Raw genomic sequence first — 16370 nt, forward strand, 5'->3', positions numbered from 1 at the left:
GGTCAGATCACCGGCATGTTCAGCTCGGTGCGCAGGTCGGCGGGGTCCATGTCCGGCGACGGCTCGGTCAGGTAGACCTCCCAGAACACGTCGCCGCCGCGCAGGCCCTGCGCGGCGACCCACTCCCCCAGCCGCTGCCAGGCGGCGCCGAGCCCGTCGAAGGAACCGGCGTGGACGACGCGCGCCACCCGGCAGGCGGGGAGCGAGCCGGCGACGACGTCGCCGTCCGGGACGACCTCCCGGTCGGTGGGGAACCCCGTCTCGAGGTCGGCGGTCGCCGTCAGCGGCCCCCGGTACAGCGCGAACGCCGGTCCGGTCACCGTCACCCCCTGCCCCGAGACGGTCCCGGGGAGGACGGAGTAGGCGCGGTCGAAGAACGCGGGCAGGTCGGTCGCCGGGACCGTGCCGCGGACGACGGCGGTGGGGCGGGCGGTGACCTCGAGGAGCTCGGGGGTGGTCATGGACGGGTCCTTCCGGCGGGTGGGTGGTCCACCGGGGTGGACCGCTCCGGGCGGGCGGACTCATCGGTCCGCGCGGGGCGCGAGGTGGGTGGCGAGGAAGCGGTCGGCGGCCTCGAACATGGTGGCCAGGTTCTCCGGGTTGACGATGGCGTGCCCCTCGTCGTCGAACACCAGGTAGTCGACGTCGACCCCGCGTCCGCGCAGCGCCGCGACGAGGTTGTCGGACTCGGCGCGCACCACCCGGACGTCGTTGGCGCCCTGCACCACCATCAGCGGGGTGCGGATGTCGTCGACCCGGGTGATCGGCGAGCGGGCCAGCATGTCCGCCTCCTGCCCCGGGTCGGCCGGGTCGCCGACGTAGCGGAACCAGTTGTTGACCAGCCCGGGCCGGGTGAACTCCGGCACGGTGCGCAGGAAGTCCGCCAGGTTCGAGATGCCGACGTACTCCACCGCCGCGGCGAACCGGCCCGGGGTGAACGCGACCCCGACCAGGGTGGCGTAACCGCCGTAGGAGCCGCCGAACATCGCGACCCGGTCCGGGTCGGCGTACCCGCGGGCGACGGCCCAGTCGACGGCGTCGATCAGGTCGTCGTGCATGGCGCCGGCGAACTCCCCGACCGCGGCCTCCATGTGGGCGCGACCGAACCCGTAGGACCCCCGGAACTGCGGCTGCAGCACCGCGTAGCCGCGGTTCGCCCACAGCTGCACGCTCGCGTCGAAGCCCCACCAGTCCCGCGACCACGGCCCGCCGTGCGGCATCAGCACCAGCGGCAGGCCCTCGGGTGCGACGCCGACGGGCAGCGTCAGGTAGGCGAGCATGTCCCGGCCGTCGCGGACGGTGACCGTGACCGCCTCCATCGGCGCCATCGCGGCCGGGTCGAGGTCGGCGCGCGGGCGGAACAGCAGCCGCGACTCCCCCGTGGCGCGGTCGTGGAACCAGGTCTGCGGGTCGCGGTCGTGGGCGAACGTCGCCACCCAGCGGCGCCCGTCGACGTCGCCGGAGACCCCGGACAGGTCCCCGTCGCACAGGCCGCGCAGCGCGACGAGCACCTCGGCGAAGTCCGGGTCGACGGCCCGGATCTCCTGGCGCGCACCGAGGTAGCGGACGCCGAGCAGTTCCCCGGTACCGCGGTGCCGGATCAGCGCCGACGGGAGGCTGGGGAAGATCTGGGCGCGGATGTCGATGTCGTGCTCGGGGTGCCGGTCGACCTCGGTGACCTCGCCGGTCCTGGTGTCGAGCCGGCCGAGGTGCAGCCGGTCGCCGTCGCCGTAGGTGCCGATCCAGATGCCGGTGCCGTCCGGGGTCGGCTCGTAGGGGTACACGCCGATCGGGTGGGCATCACCGTCGAAGGTCGCGACCAGCTCCTCGCCGCGCCACACCTGCGCGACGCCGTCCGCGGTGAGGGTCTCGCGCAGCAGCTCGTCGCCGACGAGGGTCCAGCCGTCGCCACCGCCGGGGCTCTGCGCGAGCACCGTCATCTCCCCGGTCGCGACGTCCAGCTCGCACAGGTCGAACTCGACGGGGTTGCGGGCGTTGCTCTGCAGCAGCAGCTTCCCGGGGCGTTCCGGGCGCTGCTCGACGCCGAACGTCGTCGCCCCCTCGAACGGGGTGAGGTCGACCGCGGGTGCCTCCGGCGCGGTCAGGTCGACGCGGAACACGTGCCAGTTCTCGTCGCCGCCGGTGTCCTGCAGGTAGAGCAGGTAGCGGGGATCGTCGGTCCAGTGGTAGCGGAGCACGGTGCGGGTCTCGTCGGCGGTGACACAGCGCTCGCCGCTGCCATCCACATCGGACACCCACACGTTCAGGCGTCCGTTCCACGGGGCCAGGAAGGCGATGCGGGTGCCGTCCGGGGAGATCGTGGCAGCGGTGCGGTCGGGCATCCGCAGCAGGTCACGGGCGGGGATCGGGTCGGGCAGGGCCATGGTGGTCTCCGGGGTCGGGGTCACAGCGCGGTCCAGATCGTCTCGGCGTCGACGACGCGGTGGCGGCGCCAGGTGAGGGCGCGTTCGGCCGCGGCGATCACGCCCGCGACCAGCAGGCCCGTGTTCAGCCAGCCGGGCAGGGCGACCGGTGAGATGAACGTCCCGAACCGGGCGGCGACGGCGTCGATGCCGGTGAGCAGCTCCAGCGCCACCGGGACGGCCAGGACGAGGTTGACGAGCAGCACGACGACGGCGACCGTCGCGATCGTGCGGCTCACCGCCGGTGAGCGGCGGGCCAGCCGCGCGCGGCGGTACTCCAGCGTGCCGGGCACCGGGGGCAGCCTGCGTTCCCCGCCGTCGTCGGTGACCAGGTGCATCCGGGTGATGCCGTAGAGGCCGGCGTCGACCTCGATCCGGCCGCCCGGCACCGGCAGCGACGCCGGCATCTCCGCCCGCGCGACCTGCTCGCCGTCCCGGTACAGGCGTGCGTCCCAGTCCCGCGCCTGGTCGACCTCGACGGTCCACATCGCGCCGGGCCCGCCGGGCTCGGGGAGAGGGGCCGCGTACAGCGAGCGGGTCAGGATCTGGTGGCGGCGCAGCGGCCGCAGCCGCCGGCTCACCGGGCACCCGCCGTCGCCGGGGCCGGCGCGGCGGCGTCGGCCGTACCCGGTTCGCCGAGGTCACGGAACGCGGGCGCCACCAGCGCGACGAGTGCGGTGCCGACCGCGACCGCGGCGAGCGCGATCCCGGCGGCGCCGAGGCCGACCGCGGAGGCCAGCGCCGCGACCGGCGCCGCGGTCAGTGCGGGCGCGGCGAGCAGCAGGGTGTTCTGCGCCCCGAGGACGCGGCCGCGCAGGGCGTCCGGGGTGGCCTCGATGGTCAGCACACCGAGCACCGCGCCGACCGGGGCGTTGGTGAACCCCACGAGCGCGGCGGCGCCGAGCACCACCCACGGCGAGGCCAGACTCCCGACCAGCGCGAAGCCGGCGCCGAAGCCGAGCATCCCGACCACGAACCAGGTCCGGCGCCGCACCCGGTTCACCAGCGCCGCGTACAGCACGGAGCCGGCCAGCCCGCCCGCGGCGAGCGCGCTCAGCGTCAGCCCGGCGAGCGCGGGCAGGTCCAGCGCCGTGAAGTAGGCGGGCATCAGCGTCGTCTGCAGGGCCGCGATGACGGCGACCAGTACCGCCGACACCAGCGTCGCCCCGAGCACCAGCCGCTGCCCGGCGAGGAACACCCACGACGCCGCGAGATCCCGCACGGCCCTGCGCACCGCACCCCCCGGAGCGGTGCGCAGAACCCCCTCGACCCGTCCGGCCCGCGGGTCCAGCAGCGCCGCGGTCAGCGCCGCGAGCAGGCTCGTCGACGCGGTCACCACCAGCACCGTCGACGCCGGGCCGGCCAGCGCGACCAGCAGACCGCCGATCGCCGGGCCGGCCAGCAGCAGCACGTTGGCCAGGTTCTCCCGCAGCGCGATCAGCCGGTCGAGGCGGCCCGGCCGCGGGTCGAGCCGGACCAGCGCCGGGAGCAGGACCTCCTGCGCGGTCATCGCGGGCACCCGCACGACCGCGCCCAGCACCCCGAGCACCAGGAAGGCGGTCATGCCCAGCCCCCACAGCGCGTCGACGACCGGCAGCGCCGCGACCACCGCGGCCCCCAGGACCCCGGCGACGACGGTCACCAGCCTGCGGTCGACGCGGTCGACGACCAGCCCCGAGACCAGCCCGGTCAGCGCGGACGCCGTGGTCGTCACCGTCGCCAGCACGCCCGCGGCCAGCACGTCCCCGGTGCGCTGCAGGACCAGCAGCGGCAGGACCGCCGCCATGATCCCGCCGCCGAGCAGGGTCAGCCCGTAGGCGGCGAGCCACAGCGCCGGGCTGCGTCGCAGCGTGCTCACCGGACCAGGGCCTTGGTGCTGCGCCGGAACGCCCAGACGACCACCAGCGCGGCCAGCACGGTCAGCGGGGTGCCCATGGCGACCCGGGCGATGCCCAGCCCGCCGGTCGCCTCGGCGACGTAGAGCCACTGCTGGATCCCGAACCGCGCGCCGAGCACCAGAGCCGCGGCACCGGTGGCGAGGTCGTGGGCGCGCAGGACCGCGGGCGTCGAGCGCCAGGGGTGCGTGCCCCCGTGGACGGCGTTCCAGATCACGCCGGTGATCGGCCGGCGGGCCAGCAGCGACCCGGCCGTGACGACGAACCCGGCCAGGGAGGCCCAGATGCCGATCACGAAGAAGTCGCGCGCCGACCCGGTCCAGGCGACGATCCCGGCCGCCAGCGCGACGCCGAGCAGGCTGCCGACCGCCGAGCTGAACTTCTCCCGCTGCAGCAGCCGGTACCCGAACAGGGCCAGCCCGGTCGCGACGGCGATGCCGATGGTCAGCGGCAGGGACAGGAAGGCGTTCGCCGTCACGAACACGATCACCGGGATCGTCGAGTAGACGAACCCCGCGGTCCCGCCCATCTGGTCGAGCAGGCTCGGGGTGGCGCGGTCGCGGGTCCGGTCGTGCTGCGGCTCGGTCATGGTCATGCCGTCCTCCCTCGTCGTGATGTGCTGCAACGAGGGAAGGCCGTGCCGCCACGGCACACTCAAGCCCGAGGGCCCGTCGTGTGGTCCAGGTCACTGTCGGCTTGACCGTGCCGCGACGGCACGGTGTGGGCTCGCCCCATGACGTGGAGCACCCGGGAGATCGCCGAGCTGGCCGGCACCAGCCTGCGGGCGGTGCGGCACTACCACGAGGTGGGGCTGCTCGCCGAGCCCGCACGACGGGCGAACGGGTACAAGCAGTACGGGGTCGAGCACCTCGTGCGGCTGCTGCGGATCAAGCGGCTGGCCGACCTCGGGTTCTCGCTGCCTCAGATCGCCGACACCCTCGACGACCGCAACCACCCCGAGCAGGCGCTGCGCACGCTCGACGCCGAGCTCGCCGCCACGATCGAACGGCTGCAGCGGGCCCGCCTCGAGCTCGCCACGATCATCGACCGACGTGCTCCGGCGGACCTGCCGGTGGCCATGGCGCCGGCGCAGGCGGCCGCGCTGACCGAGTCCGACCGGTCGGTGATGCTGCTCATGAGCCGGTTCATGGGGCCGCGCAAGCTGACCGCCTACGGCGAGCTGCTGCGTGACCTGCCGGCCGACCCGACCGACGGCGAGTTCGACCGCCTGCCCGCCGACTCCGGTGAGGAGGTCCGCGCCGGCCTCGCCGAGCGGATGGCACCGCACGTGCGCCGGATACGGGAGGCCCATCCGGGCCTGGTCGGCCCGGACGACGACGCCCCGCGCGGAGCACAGGTCCTCGCGGAGACGACGAGCGCGGCGATGCGGGAGCTCTACAACCCGGCCCAGGTGGACGTCCTCGTCCGCCTCGCAGCGCTGCTGCGGGCCCCCCACTGACCACCCGTTCACGGAGAGGAACGACCGATGTTCGAACACAAGGTGCTGCAGTACAAGCTCGGCTGGAAGGGCTTCGACTACCCGGGGATGGAGAAGGAGCTCAACGAGCTCGGCGCGCAGGGGTGGGAGACGGTCGGCACGATCGTGCCCGCGGTCGGTGCGGGCCAGACCATCGAGATCGGGGTGATCCTCAAGCGGGCGCGAGGGTGACCTCGCGGCCCGCGTCGATCCGCGCGCACCGGGTACCCGCGGGCGTGCCCGACTTCGCCGCGTCGCCACGACGCCACCCGTTCGACCTCGACCCGCGCTTCGGCGCGGTGCTGCTGCCGTTCGGGGTGTGCGATCCCACCGACGCCCACGTCGACCTCGACGACGACGGCCTACGGGTCCGCTTCGGCCACTTCTCGCTGGTCACGCCGGTCCGCAACCTCGCGGGCGCCCAGGTCACCGGCCCGTTCCGGGCGGCGAAGGCCCTCGGTGCGCGGCTGTCGCTCGCCGACCGGGGCGTGACCTTCGGCAGCACCACCGAGCGTGGGGCGTGCATCCGGTTCCACCGCCCCGTCCCGGCGCTCGACCCCCTCGGTGCGCTGCGCCACCCCGGGGTCACCGTGACCGTCGCCGAGCCGGAGCGGCTGGTCGATGCGGTGGAGCACTACGCCACGCAGACCCGGCTCACCACCGCGCGGCGCTCGGAGCCGACCCCCCAGCCGGGCCCGGTGGCCCGCGCCGGGGCCGTACTCCGCTACCCCGCGGGCCTCGCACTCACCGCCACCCGCTACCTGCGACGCCTCCCGCACGTCGACCGCGCCGAGGACACCGGTGACGCCTCCGATCTCCCGCCGGCACTGCCGGAGGAGTTCGTCGACGCGCACCTCAAGACCGTCGGCGAGGGCTCGGGTCCCCTGCTGCACCGCATCTTCACCGTCGACGTCCGGGACAGCGGCCTCGACGCCGCCGCGCTGATGGACCGGGTGTGCGCCGATCTCGACCGTGCCGCCCCGTCGGAGGTGGTGACCTTCCGCAAGAAGCGCGGGCGGCTCGGCGAGGTCGCGGTCGGTGACGAGTACGTCGTGCACATGCCGGCGCCGTGGAACGGGCCGGTACGGGTGGTGCACCGCGACGCGACCTCGTTCCGGTTCGCGACGCTGGCCGGGCACCTGGAGGCCGGGCAGATCGAGTTCTCCGCCCACGACACCGGTCGGGGCGTCGCGTTCCGGATCGAGACGTGGTCGCGGCCCGGGGACCGGCCCTCGGCGCTGGTGTTCGACGTGCTGCGGGTCGGGAAGGAGGTCCAGCTGCACATGTGGACCCACTTCTGCCTGCGCGCGGGGGACCTGTCGGGCGGCCGGGTCACCGGCGGGGTGCGGGTGCGGACGCGGCGGGCGTCGTGGCCGGTGCGGGTGGGCGGCGGGACCGGCGCGCGGGCCGGGGAAGGGACGGCGGGATGACACGCCGGCTGGCCGGCGACAATGCGCGACGGCCGCGTGTCCGCCGGGGTCACCCGGCACGCTGACGGCGTGAGCGAACCCCTGCGCGCCGGGGCGCACGAACGTCTGCGCACCGCCCGGCTCGACACCGCCCTCGCCGCCGTCGGCGACCTGACCCCGCGCTGGGACGAGGTGGAGGAGGCGACCCAGCCGCGGGTGCTGTCCCGGCACGTGGCCGGGGTCGTCGAGCAGGCGCTGGCCGACCGGGATCCGGAGCAGCGGGTCGCGCTGGTCAACCGGCTGCTCGCCCAGGTCGAGCGCGAGGAACAGCTCTCCGCCGACCTGCAGCAGCTCATCGCGCTCACCCGGGAGATCGCACCCGGGGTGCACGAGGTCCGGCGTCCCCTGACCCCGCTGTCGGACGCGGCGCTGTTCACCAACGCCGCCGGCGAACCGAAGCTGCACACCGCGCTGCAGTCCGAGCTGTCCAGCGCCGACCGGGTCGACCTGCTCTGCGCGTTCATCCGCTGGCACGGCATCCGGCTCCTGGAGACCGAGCTCGACGTCCTGCACGAGCGTGGCGTCCCGTTCCGGGTCATCACCACCACCTACATGGGCGCCACCGAGCAGCGGGCGGTCGACGAACTCGTCCGGCGGCACGGCGCCGAGATGAGGGTCACCTACGCGAGCGCGACCACCCGGCTGCACGCGAAGGCGTGGCTGTTCCGCCGGGACTCCGGCTTCGACACCGCGTTCGTCGGGAGCTCGAACCTGTCGCGGTCCGCCCTGGTCGACGGTCTGGAGTGGAACGTCCGGCTGTCCTCGGTGGCCACGCCGGAGCTGATCCGCAAGTTCACCTCGACGTTCGACTCCTACTGGGCTGCGCCCGACTTCGTCTCCTACGACCCGGACCTGCCCGCCGACTCCCAGCGTCTCGCCGACGCCCTGGGCCGTCACCAGGACGACACCACCCCGTTGTCCGGGCTGGAGGTCCGCCCGTTCCCGCACCAGGAGCAGATCCTCGAAGCCCTCGCGACCGAGCGCGAGGTGCACGACCGGCACCGCAACCTCGTCATCGCCGCGACCGGGACCGGCAAGACCGTCGTCGCGGCGCTGGACTACGCGCGGCTGCGCCACGCGCACCCGAGGCTGCTGTTCGTCGCGCACCGCAAGGAGATCCTCGACCAGTCCCGGCGCACCTACCGCAACGTGCTCGCCGACGGCGCCTTCGGCGAGACCTACGTCGGTGGAGACCGCCCGCAGCGCTGGAACCACGTGTTCGCCTCGGTGCAGTCACTGGCGTCCTACGGGGTGGAGAACATCCCGTCCGACCACTTCGACGTCGTCGTGATCGACGAGTTCCACCACGCGGCCTCGCCCACCTACCGCGCGTTGCTCGACCACCTGCGGCCCGCCGAGTTCCTGGGTCTGACGGCGACCCCCGAACGCTCCGACGGCGTCGACGTCCGTGACCTGTTCTTCGAGGGGCGTACCGCCGCCGAACTGCGCCTGTGGGATGCGTTGTCGGCGGACCTGCTGGTGCCCTTCCACTACTTCGGGGTCGCCGACGACGTCGACCTCACCGGGATCGAGTGGAAGCGCGGCAGCTACGACACCACCTCCCTCGACGGCCTCTACACCGGTAACGACGCCCGCGCCGCCAAGGTCGTCCGCGAGACCCGCGCCAAGGTCACCGACGTGACCGCGATGCGGGCGCTCGGGTTCTGTGTCTCGGTCGCGCACGCCGAGTACATGGCGCGGGTGTTCACCGCGGCCGGCATCCCCAGTGAGGCGGTCACCGGGCAGACCGCCCGCGACGACCGTGACGGCGCCCTGCGGCGGCTGCGAGACCGTCGGGTGAACTGCCTGTTCGCCGTCGACGTGTTCAACGAGGGGCTCGACGTGCCGCAGGTCGACACCGTCCTGCTGCTGCGCCCCACCCAGAGCGCGACCGTGTTCCTCCAGCAGCTCGGCCGCGGGCTGCGACGCGCTCCGGACAAGGCGGTGCTCACCGTCCTGGACTTCATCGGCCAGCACCGCCGCGAGTTCCGGTTCGACCTGCGCTTCCGCGCACTGACCGGCAGCAGCCGGGCCGGGGTCGTCCGCGACGTCGAGGAGGGCTTCCCGTTCCTGCCGTCCGGCTCGGCGATGGTGCTGGACCCGGTCGCCCGCGACATCGTGCTGGCCAACGTGCGCAGCCGGCTCCGCCTGTCCCGCAGGGACCTCATCGCCGACGTCCGTTCGCACGGCGAGTCGGCCCTGGCCCGCTACCTGCACGAGTCCGGCGGCGAGCTGGCCGACGTCTACCGCGGCAAGGGTTCCTGGACGATGCTGCGTCGCGATGCCGGACTCACCGTCGCCGGTCCCGGCCCGGACGAGACCGTGCTGCTGCGCCGGCTCGCCGCACTCACCCATGTCGACGACCCGGAGCGGGCCGCGGTCTACGCGCGGGTCGCGGACCCGGCGGGCCCTGCGTACGCCGAGCTGACCGCCCGCGAACGGTGGCTGGCGCGGATGCTGTTCTTCCAGCTCTGGCCCGATCGAGGGGGCTTCGACAGCTACCAGGCCGGGATCGACCACCTCCGCCGCCACCCGGCGGTGTGCGCCGAGATCGGCGAGCTGACCGCGTTCACCCTCGATCAGGCCCGGCACCTGCCGCGCTCGCTCGGCGAGGGACTGCAGCACGTGCCGCTGCACAGCCACGCCCACTACCGGCGGGAGGAGATCCTCGCCGCGCTGGACTGGGCGTCGATGACGCGCAAGGCATCGGGGCACGCCACCGGGGTGGTGTGGGCCGAGCAGACCCGGGTCGACGCGCTGCTGGTCAACCTGCACAAGACCGAACGCGACTTCTCACCCACCACGATGTACCGCGACTTCGCGCTGCAGCCGGACCTCTTCCACTGGGAGTCGCAGAACGCGGCCTCCCCGGAGACGGGGATGGGCCGGCGCTACCTGACCCACGCCGAGCAGGGCAGCCACGTGGTGCTGTTCGTCCGGGACTCCCCCGGCGACGACATCGGCCCGGGCGCGCCGTTCCTGTGCCTCGGCGCCTGCCGGTACGTCTCCCACCAGGGCAGCAAGCCGATCGCGATCACCTGGAAGCTGCGCCGCCCCATGCCGGGTGAGACGTTCCGGGCGGCGAGCGTCGTGGCGTCCTGACCCGGAGCGGGCATCGTGCCGGAGGCGGCACCGCCGGCCGGGGACAGATCCGTCCGGAGACTCCCCCACCGGTTCAGCCTCCCCCACTCGACGCGGCGGCCGCGTTCTGCTGCTCCCACACCGAGAGCACGACCGCGACGACGAACAGCTGCGCCGGCAGGCTCAGACCCGGCAAGGCCGCTTCGGCCCCGCCGCGCCACCAGCTCGACTTCCGGATCGTCCCGGCGGTCCGGTCGCCCTCGACGAGGTGCTGCTCGGAGCTCCACACCGAGGCCCGGCGGAAGCGGTAGGACCGGCCGTCGGCGGTGACGGTCCAGTGCTTGCGACCAGCCCGCTCCGCCGTGGCGACGACGGTCCCTGCGGAGTCGGTCATCGTGTAGGTCCTGCCCCAGACGGTCGATCCGATCTGGTACTCGCGGCCCTCGACCTGGATCTGCCCGCCGGAGCGCCACCAGTGCGAGCTGAAGGTGCTGACCGGCGCGCCGTCCAGTGTGAACTCGTAGTCGCGGCGCCATACGCTCGTCCGCTCGGCACGCAGCATGGGGTGATCGAACCATCCGAGTCCTCCGCACACCGCGCAGGCCGGGTGGGCGGGGACTCGGCCGGGCGGCGAGCTGATCATTGCCCACCGCTTAGCGTCGCCTTAGGCCGAACGGCCGAATGCTGCCGCCGTGCTCGCCACAGATCATGACAAGCAGACGGCCCGGATCTTCGCGGCGGTGCCGCTACTGCTGGCCGCGGCGGCGGGCGCCCTGGACGGGGCCTCGTTCACGGCGTTCCACGACGTGGTCGTCAGCGCCATGACCGGTAGCTTCGTCGCGCTCGGCCGGGGGCTGGGGTCGGTCGGGGCGCTCGCCCCCGCGGCCTGGGCGCTGGGCGGCTACGTGCTGGGCCTGGTCGCCGGCACCGTGACGGCGGGTCTGGCCGAGCGGAGACTGCCGGCCCGGGGCGCCGTGGGTGTCACGCTCGGCCTGGAGCTCGCGGTCCTGTCCGCGTTCGGCCTCGCGTGGCTGCTCGGCGGGCCGGGACACGCCTTCCCCGTGGAGCCGATGATCGGGACGGCGACGCTGGCGATGGGACTGCAGGGGGCGGCGCTGCGCCGGATCGGTCCGGCCGGCACCCCCACCAACTACTTCACCGGGGTCGTCACCAACTGGGTGTCGGGCATGGTCGACCCGGCCGGGCGCAGCTGGAACCCCGGCGCCGGCGCCCGCATCGCGGTCTTCGTGCTCGCCGTCGCCGCGACGGGCTCGCTGCACCGGGTCCTCCCGGTCGGAGTGGTCGCGGTGCCGGTGGCCCTGGTCGCGGCCGCGACGGTGCTCGCCGTGGCCACGGTGCGCTCCCGGCGCGCCGTCGGGCTGCGCCCGGCCGACCACACCGCGGACCGGACCCGGTCGATGGTGGTGGCCCCGACCGGGGCGTGAGCCGTGGACGGTGACGGATTCGTCCCCGTCGGGCAGTCTGACCGGCGTGGCCGCAACGGTGCGGCCACGCCGAGACCGGGGGGTCACATGACGACCGAACGGGAACGCTTCCTGCCCACCGAGCAGGGCGAACAGGCCCCCAACGCCGGCCGGGTGCTGGCGCTGCTGTTCGCCGCCAACACGTTCAACTTCTACGACCGGGCCGTACCGGCGATCGTCGCCGAGCCCGTCAAACTCGAGTTCGGGCTCTCCGACCTGCAGATCGGCGTCCTGGCCGCCGCGTTCACCGTCGTCTACGCCCTGTGCGGGCTCCCCCTCGGGCGCCTCGCCGATCACCGCTCGCGGGCCCGGATCATGGGGTGGGGCATCGTCGCGTGGAGCCTGCTGACGGCCGCGAGCGGCGCGGCCTGGAACTACGTCTCGCTGCTGCTGATGCGGGTCGGCGTCGGTATCGGTGAGGCCAGCTACGCGCCCGCCGCGAACTCCACGATCGCCGACCTCTACCCGGCGGGGAGGCGGGCGCGGGCGTTCGGGCTGTTCCAGCTCGGGCTGCCGGTCGGGCTCGTGCTCGCCTACTTCTCGGTCGGTGCGATCGCCGAGGCGTTCGGGACGTGGCGGGCCCCGTTCGTGCTGGCCGCGATCCCCGGGCTGCTCATCGCGGCCGGGTTCTTCCTGGTGCGCGAGCCCCGCCGCGGGGCGTCCGAACCGGCGTCGACGACCACGGTCGAGGCGACGCCGGCTCCGGTCGACCGGCCGTTCCGGCGGATCCTGGCCGTCCCGACGATGTGGTTCCTGATCGTCGCCGGGATCGGCGCGAACCTCGCCGCCTACTCGGTCAACACGTTCACCGTGCCGCTGTTCCAGCGCTACTTCGGTGCGTCCCTGACCGGGGCGGCGGTGCTGACCGGCGTCGTCGTCGGCGTGACGGGGCTGGCCGGGTTGCTCGTCGGCGGCTGGGTGTCGGACCGGGCGGCCCGCCGCTCGACGGGTGCGCGGGTGCTGGTCGGTGCGGTGGCGACGCTGGTGTCGGTCCCCCTGACCTGGTTCGCGCTGTCCGTGGGACCGGAGGCGACGGGCACGTTCGTCGTGTTGTTCGGCGCCGGCTGGCTGCTGCAGTACCTCTACTACACCTCGGCCTACCCGGCCGTCGCCGACGTCGTCGGGCCGCGGCTGCGGTCGACGGCGACGGCGGTGTTCTTCGCCGCGTTCTACCTGCTGGGCGGCGCGGTCGGGCCGGTGATCGCCGGTGCCCTGTCGGACGCGTTCGCCGCGGACGCCCTCGCCGCGGGCGCGAGCCCGGCCGACGCCGCGGCGAACGGGCTGCGGCAGGCCCTCGCCGTGATCGTGCCGCTGTCGATGGCGATCGCGTCGGCCGGGCTGTTCCTCGCCGCCCGCACGGTGCGCCGGGACAACGAGCGGATGACCGCGGCCGCCGGCTGACCCGGGCTCTCAGCCGGGCAGCCGGGTCCAGTCGCGGTCGTCGACGTCGGTGCCGAACGCGTCGAGCGTCACCGTCGTCGAGTCCTGGCGCTGCTCGGGCAGCCGGATCCGGCGCACGTGAGCGCCGTCGAGCCACACCTCGCCCGGCTCACCGTCGCCGGTGGTGACGGTCAGCCGTCGCCACCGCTCGCCGCGGTCGGCGACGACGCCGTGGTCGTGGGCCTCGGTGACGTCGGCGAGCCGGTCGAAGGCCGCCAGCGGGGTGACGATCCGGCCGGGATCGGTGAGGCCCAGCCGGTCGAGCCGACGGCCCGGCCGGCCGCTCCAGACCCGGTCCTCGATCTGCACGAACGCGATGTGGTCGTGGCCCACCATGGCGCGGCGCCGGGTGAGGTCGAGGACTCCGCTGGTGACGACCTCCCGCGGCACCCGGCGCAGGACGGCCCGCGCCAGGGCCGGGAGCGGGCGCCGCCGCCGCGGGAGCGCCTCGCCCACGGCGCGGGTCCCGGACATGTCCATCAGCAGGGTGGCACGGGCGGTGCCGGCCGCGACGGTGCGGCCGACGGCGTCGCGCAGGCGGACCATGGCCGGGCTCTCGGTGGTCATCGTGGGGCCTTTCGCCGGTGGCTCGGGGACGGACACCTGCGAGCCTGCCCGTCGGCGCGGCCCGGCGAATCGGTCCGGAGGACGATCCGTGTCTCCATCGCAGGGAGGAGGCGGGGTCAGCCGGCGTCGAGCGCGCCGGTCAGCCGGGCCAGTACAGGAGCGGCGGCGGCCAGGGCGGCGCGCTCGGCGGGGGCGAGGCGGTCGAGCGCCGCACCGAGCAGGGCCTCGGCCGCCGCGTCGTAGCGTTCCAGCGCCCCGGCCGCGCGCGCGGAGACGGCGACGACCACCGTCCGCTGGTTCGCCCCCGCCCGCCGCTCGACGAATCCGGCGGCGGTCAGCGTGCGCAGCAGGTTGCTCACCGTGGACCGTGCCAGATGCAGCGCCGCCGCCAGTTCGCTCGGCGCGAGCGGCCCTTCCGCCGCCAGCGTGCGGAGCAGCTCGATCTGGGCCTCGGACAGGTCCGGCAGATCGGCGGCGATACGGGTGCGGCGCAGCAGGGTCCGGCGCAGCGGGCCGAGCTCGCGGCCGATCAGCGCGGCGGTCGTCGTCACCGGGGCAGTGTCGCACGACGCATTGCTCACAAAATAGTTTTGTTGCAATACTATCGCCATGGACGAAGAGGATCTGACCGCCGTCGTCGGGCACCGGTTCATCTACACCTACGACACCGGCTGGCAGTACGAGATGTACGTCAAGAACGACCACACCATCGACTACCGGATCCACAGTGGTCACGTCGGCGGGCGTTGGGTGCGCGACCAGGAGGTGGACCTGGTCCGGCTCGACGAGGGCGTCTACAAGCTGTCCTGGAACGAGCCGACCGGCACCTCGGTCGTGGTCTGCGTGATGCCGGCCCGGCGGCGTCTGCACGGCACCATCTTCTTCCCGCGCTGGATCGCCGACGACGGCACGGAGACCGTCTGCTTCCAGAACGACCACCTCGACCGCATGCGGGAGCTGCGCGACGCGGGGCCGACCCACCCGATCGAGACGATCCCCGAGTTCGCCGAGATCACCCTGTTCGAGTTCGTCGGCGTCGACGACGAGACCGTGATCGCCGTCGGCCCCGACGAGCTGCCCCCCGGCTTCGCCGCGCGCACCGATCCCGGATCCGACCGGGTGCACGCGTGAATCCGCTGCTGGTGCGGGCCGCGATCGGACTGCTCCGCCACGCGCCCGGTGGACCACGGTCGCGGGTCGCGCCCGCCGGGACCCGCACGCTGAGCGCGCCCACCCGGCACGGTGCGGCTCCGGTGACGGTGTACCCCGGCGGGGACGGGAGCCCGGTGCACGTCAACCTGCACGGTGGCGGCTACGTCCTGCCCGGCCGTCACCAGGACCAGGAATGGTGCCGGACACTCGCCGCGACCGGAGTGACCGTGCTGGACGTCGAGTACGTCCTCGCTCCCGAGCATCCGTTCCCGGCTGCGGTCGAGCAGACGCTCGACGTCCTGGCCTGGGCCGCAGCCCCGGAGACGGCGCACGGCGGCGACGGAGGCCGCCTGACGGTCGGCGGACAGAGCGCGGGCGGCGGTCTGGCCGCCGCGGCCGCACGCCACGTCCTCGCCACGGGCCGCGGACCCCGGATCGCACTGCAGGTGCTGCACTACCCGCCCCTCGACCTCGCCGGCGAGCCCGGGACGAAGCGGGCGCGGACCGCGAAGCCCCTCATCGGACCGCGGATCTCCCGGCTGTTCAACGCCGCCTACCTCCCGGCGCCGGAGGCGGCCCGCAACCCGCTGGCCTCCCCGGCCGCTCCGGGCGACGACGCCGACCTCACCGGAATCACGCCGGCCGTCGTCGTCACCGCCGAGCTGGACACACTGCGCGACGAGGCCGTCCGGTACGCGAACCGTCTCCGGGCGGCCGGTGCGCTGGTCGAACACATCGACGTCCCCGGCGCCGACCACGCCTACGACCTGCGCGGTGGCCCTCCGGGCGTCGTGGCGGACGTCCGGGCCCGGCTGGCAGCGCACATCCGGGGGGCGCACCAGGGCGCCTAGGCTCGTCCCATGATGGAGGACGCGGTCCTGTTCCGGGACGTGGTGGCCGACCTCATCGACGGACGGGCGAACCGGGACACCGCGGTGGCCCGGTTCGCCGCGCCGTTCCGGGCCCACCGGGACGGCCCGGCAGACCGTCTGGAGGAGCTGGCCTGGGCCGGGTTCGGCGAGGTCGCCGCCGCGGCCCGCACCGTCGCCGTCCACGACGCCCTCGTCGCGCTGCTCACCGGGGTCCGTGATCTCGGCCCCCTGACCGGTGCCGACGACGCCGTGCGCACCGTGTGGACGCGACGACTGTTCACCGACCTGCCGTGCCTGGGGCCGCAGCTGCGCGAGTCCCTGGACGTGTACCCGGACGACTGCCCGGCGCTGTTCGCCTTCGCCCGACGGTTGACCCGGGCCGGGCTCGGCGACTTCTCCGCATGGGAGTCGTGGGAGCCGAATCGCCCCTGACCCGGCCGTCCGGCGCGCCGGGACGTGCATCGGGGCGGCCGACCGTGTACTGACTGGACCTGCCGTTCCGCTGCCGCG

The 16370-nt window shown here is 74.2% G+C and carries 17 protein-coding genes; 9 read left to right on the forward strand and 8 right to left on the reverse strand.

Translation table 11 applies throughout. From position 1 onward, the window contains the following. Positions 1 to 2: 2 nt before the first annotated feature. Genes ATL51_RS08695 through ATL51_RS08715 form a run of 5 tightly spaced genes read right to left on the reverse strand, consistent with a single transcriptional unit; the run spans position 3 to position 4913 of the window. Positions 3 to 461, reverse strand: coding sequence for a GyrI-like domain-containing protein (locus tag ATL51_RS08695; protein WP_100878271.1), 459 nt, complete (start codon positions 459 to 461; stop codon positions 3 to 5). Between the two features lie 60 nt (positions 462 to 521). Next, positions 522 to 2408: a S9 family peptidase gene (locus ATL51_RS08700; protein WP_301548951.1), complete on the reverse strand. Its 1887-nt coding sequence runs from the start codon at positions 2406 to 2408 to the stop codon at positions 522 to 524. After that, positions 2405 to 3004, reverse strand: coding sequence for a hypothetical protein (locus tag ATL51_RS08705; RefSeq protein WP_100878272.1), 600 nt, complete (start codon positions 3002 to 3004; stop codon positions 2405 to 2407). Before ATL51_RS08705 ends, ATL51_RS08700 begins: the two co-directional genes overlap by 4 nt. Next, positions 3001 to 4281 (reverse strand): MFS transporter, encoded by a 1281-nt coding sequence (locus ATL51_RS08710; protein WP_301548952.1) that lies wholly within the window; start codon positions 4279 to 4281, stop codon positions 3001 to 3003. The genes ATL51_RS08705 and ATL51_RS08710 overlap by 4 nt, the downstream gene beginning before the upstream one ends. Then, entirely contained in the window at positions 4278 to 4913 is a 636-nt protein-coding gene (locus tag ATL51_RS08715; protein ID WP_100878273.1) for a DUF3159 domain-containing protein, read from the reverse strand. The genes ATL51_RS08710 and ATL51_RS08715 overlap by 4 nt, the downstream gene beginning before the upstream one ends. Positions 4914 to 5051: 138 nt before the next feature. Between ATL51_RS08715 and ATL51_RS08720 the strand changes: the two genes are divergently transcribed. The 4 genes from ATL51_RS08720 to ATL51_RS08735 all read left to right on the forward strand — a co-directional run bounded on the left by ATL51_RS08720 (position 5052) and on the right by ATL51_RS08735 (position 10366). Next, positions 5052 to 5777: a MerR family transcriptional regulator gene (locus ATL51_RS08720; protein ID WP_100878274.1), complete on the forward strand. Its 726-nt coding sequence runs from the start codon at positions 5052 to 5054 to the stop codon at positions 5775 to 5777. Between the two features lie 27 nt (positions 5778 to 5804). Further along, on the forward strand, positions 5805 to 5987 hold the full coding sequence (locus ATL51_RS08725; protein WP_073577255.1) for a DUF4177 domain-containing protein: 183 nt from the start codon (positions 5805 to 5807) through the stop codon (positions 5985 to 5987). Continuing rightward, on the forward strand, positions 5984 to 7225 hold the full coding sequence (locus ATL51_RS29350) for a DUF1990 family protein (protein ID WP_301548953.1): 1242 nt from the start codon (positions 5984 to 5986) through the stop codon (positions 7223 to 7225). Before ATL51_RS08725 ends, ATL51_RS29350 begins: the two co-directional genes overlap by 4 nt. 69 nt (positions 7226 to 7294) lie before the next feature. Further along, entirely contained in the window at positions 7295 to 10366 is a 3072-nt protein-coding gene (locus ATL51_RS08735; protein WP_301548954.1) for a DUF3427 domain-containing protein, read from the forward strand. Positions 10367 to 10439: 73 nt separating this feature from the next. Here the strand turns inward: ATL51_RS08735 and ATL51_RS08740 are convergent, their stop codons facing one another. Next, the gene (locus ATL51_RS08740; RefSeq protein ID WP_100878276.1) at positions 10440 to 10907 is read right to left on the reverse strand and encodes a hypothetical protein; all 468 of its coding nucleotides are present in this window, start codon (positions 10905 to 10907) and stop codon (positions 10440 to 10442) included. 130 nt (positions 10908 to 11037) lie between these two features. Between ATL51_RS08740 and ATL51_RS08745 the strand changes: the two genes are divergently transcribed. Further along, entirely contained in the window at positions 11038 to 11790 is a 753-nt protein-coding gene (locus ATL51_RS08745; RefSeq protein WP_100878277.1) for a YoaK family protein, read from the forward strand. A gap of 87 nt (positions 11791 to 11877) precedes the next feature. Beyond that, positions 11878 to 13230: a spinster family MFS transporter gene (locus tag ATL51_RS08750; RefSeq protein ID WP_100878278.1), complete on the forward strand. Its 1353-nt coding sequence runs from the start codon at positions 11878 to 11880 to the stop codon at positions 13228 to 13230. A 9-nt stretch (positions 13231 to 13239) separates the two neighbouring features. Here the strand turns inward: ATL51_RS08750 and ATL51_RS08755 are convergent, their stop codons facing one another. Together ATL51_RS08755 and ATL51_RS08760 are read right to left on the reverse strand one after the other, a co-directional pair. After that, the gene (locus ATL51_RS08755) at positions 13240 to 13836 is read right to left on the reverse strand and encodes a hypothetical protein (RefSeq protein ID WP_167409978.1); all 597 of its coding nucleotides are present in this window, start codon (positions 13834 to 13836) and stop codon (positions 13240 to 13242) included. A 116-nt stretch (positions 13837 to 13952) separates the two neighbouring features. Beyond that, complete coding sequence (locus ATL51_RS08760; RefSeq protein ID WP_301548955.1) at positions 13953 to 14387, reverse strand: MarR family transcriptional regulator; 435 nt, start codon at positions 14385 to 14387, stop codon at positions 13953 to 13955. Between the two features lie 58 nt (positions 14388 to 14445). On the opposite strand from ATL51_RS08760, the gene ATL51_RS08765 reads away from it, so the two are divergent. From ATL51_RS08765 to ATL51_RS08775, 3 genes are read left to right on the forward strand one after another with little or no spacing between them, the layout of a single operon-like run. Beyond that, positions 14446 to 14967 (forward strand): phenolic acid decarboxylase, encoded by a 522-nt coding sequence (locus tag ATL51_RS08765; RefSeq protein ID WP_100878280.1) that lies wholly within the window; start codon positions 14446 to 14448, stop codon positions 14965 to 14967. Beyond that, on the forward strand, positions 14964 to 15839 hold the full coding sequence (locus tag ATL51_RS08770; RefSeq protein WP_208622950.1) for an alpha/beta hydrolase fold domain-containing protein: 876 nt from the start codon (positions 14964 to 14966) through the stop codon (positions 15837 to 15839). Before ATL51_RS08765 ends, ATL51_RS08770 begins: the two co-directional genes overlap by 4 nt. A 9-nt stretch (positions 15840 to 15848) precedes the next feature. After that, a complete protein-coding gene (locus tag ATL51_RS08775; protein WP_100878281.1) occupies positions 15849 to 16292 on the forward strand; it encodes a hypothetical protein in 444 nt (147 codons plus the stop codon). Positions 16293 to 16370 lie beyond the last annotated feature (78 nt).

Origin of the sequence: Pseudonocardia alni (genome assembly GCF_002813375.1) — a bacterium.
In the GTDB taxonomy this organism is placed as follows: domain Bacteria; phylum Actinomycetota; class Actinomycetes; order Mycobacteriales; family Pseudonocardiaceae; genus Pseudonocardia; species Pseudonocardia alni.

What these genes read in the sequence shown, in the direction of transcription:
- ATL51_RS08695 (WP_100878271.1), bottom strand. Translation starts at nt 461, where the DNA reads ATGACCACCCCCGAGCTCCTCGAGGTCACCGCCCGCCCCACCGCCGTC.
- ATL51_RS08715 (WP_100878273.1), bottom strand. Translation starts at nt 4,913, where the DNA reads ATGACCATGACCGAGCCGCAGCACGACCGGACCCGCGACCGCGCCACC.
- ATL51_RS08720 (WP_100878274.1), top strand. Translation starts at nt 5,052, where the DNA reads ATGACGTGGAGCACCCGGGAGATCGCCGAGCTGGCCGGCACCAGCCTG.
- ATL51_RS08725 (WP_073577255.1), top strand. Translation starts at nt 5,805, where the DNA reads ATGTTCGAACACAAGGTGCTGCAGTACAAGCTCGGCTGGAAGGGCTTC.
- ATL51_RS08740 (WP_100878276.1), bottom strand. Translation starts at nt 10,907, where the DNA reads ATGCTGCGTGCCGAGCGGACGAGCGTATGGCGCCGCGACTACGAGTTC.
- ATL51_RS08750 (WP_100878278.1), top strand. Translation starts at nt 11,878, where the DNA reads ATGACGACCGAACGGGAACGCTTCCTGCCCACCGAGCAGGGCGAACAG.
- ATL51_RS08755 (WP_167409978.1), bottom strand. Translation starts at nt 13,836, where the DNA reads ATGACCACCGAGAGCCCGGCCATGGTCCGCCTGCGCGACGCCGTCGGC.
- ATL51_RS08765 (WP_100878280.1), top strand. Translation starts at nt 14,446, where the DNA reads ATGGACGAAGAGGATCTGACCGCCGTCGTCGGGCACCGGTTCATCTAC.
- ATL51_RS08775 (WP_100878281.1), top strand. Translation starts at nt 15,849, where the DNA reads ATGATGGAGGACGCGGTCCTGTTCCGGGACGTGGTGGCCGACCTCATC.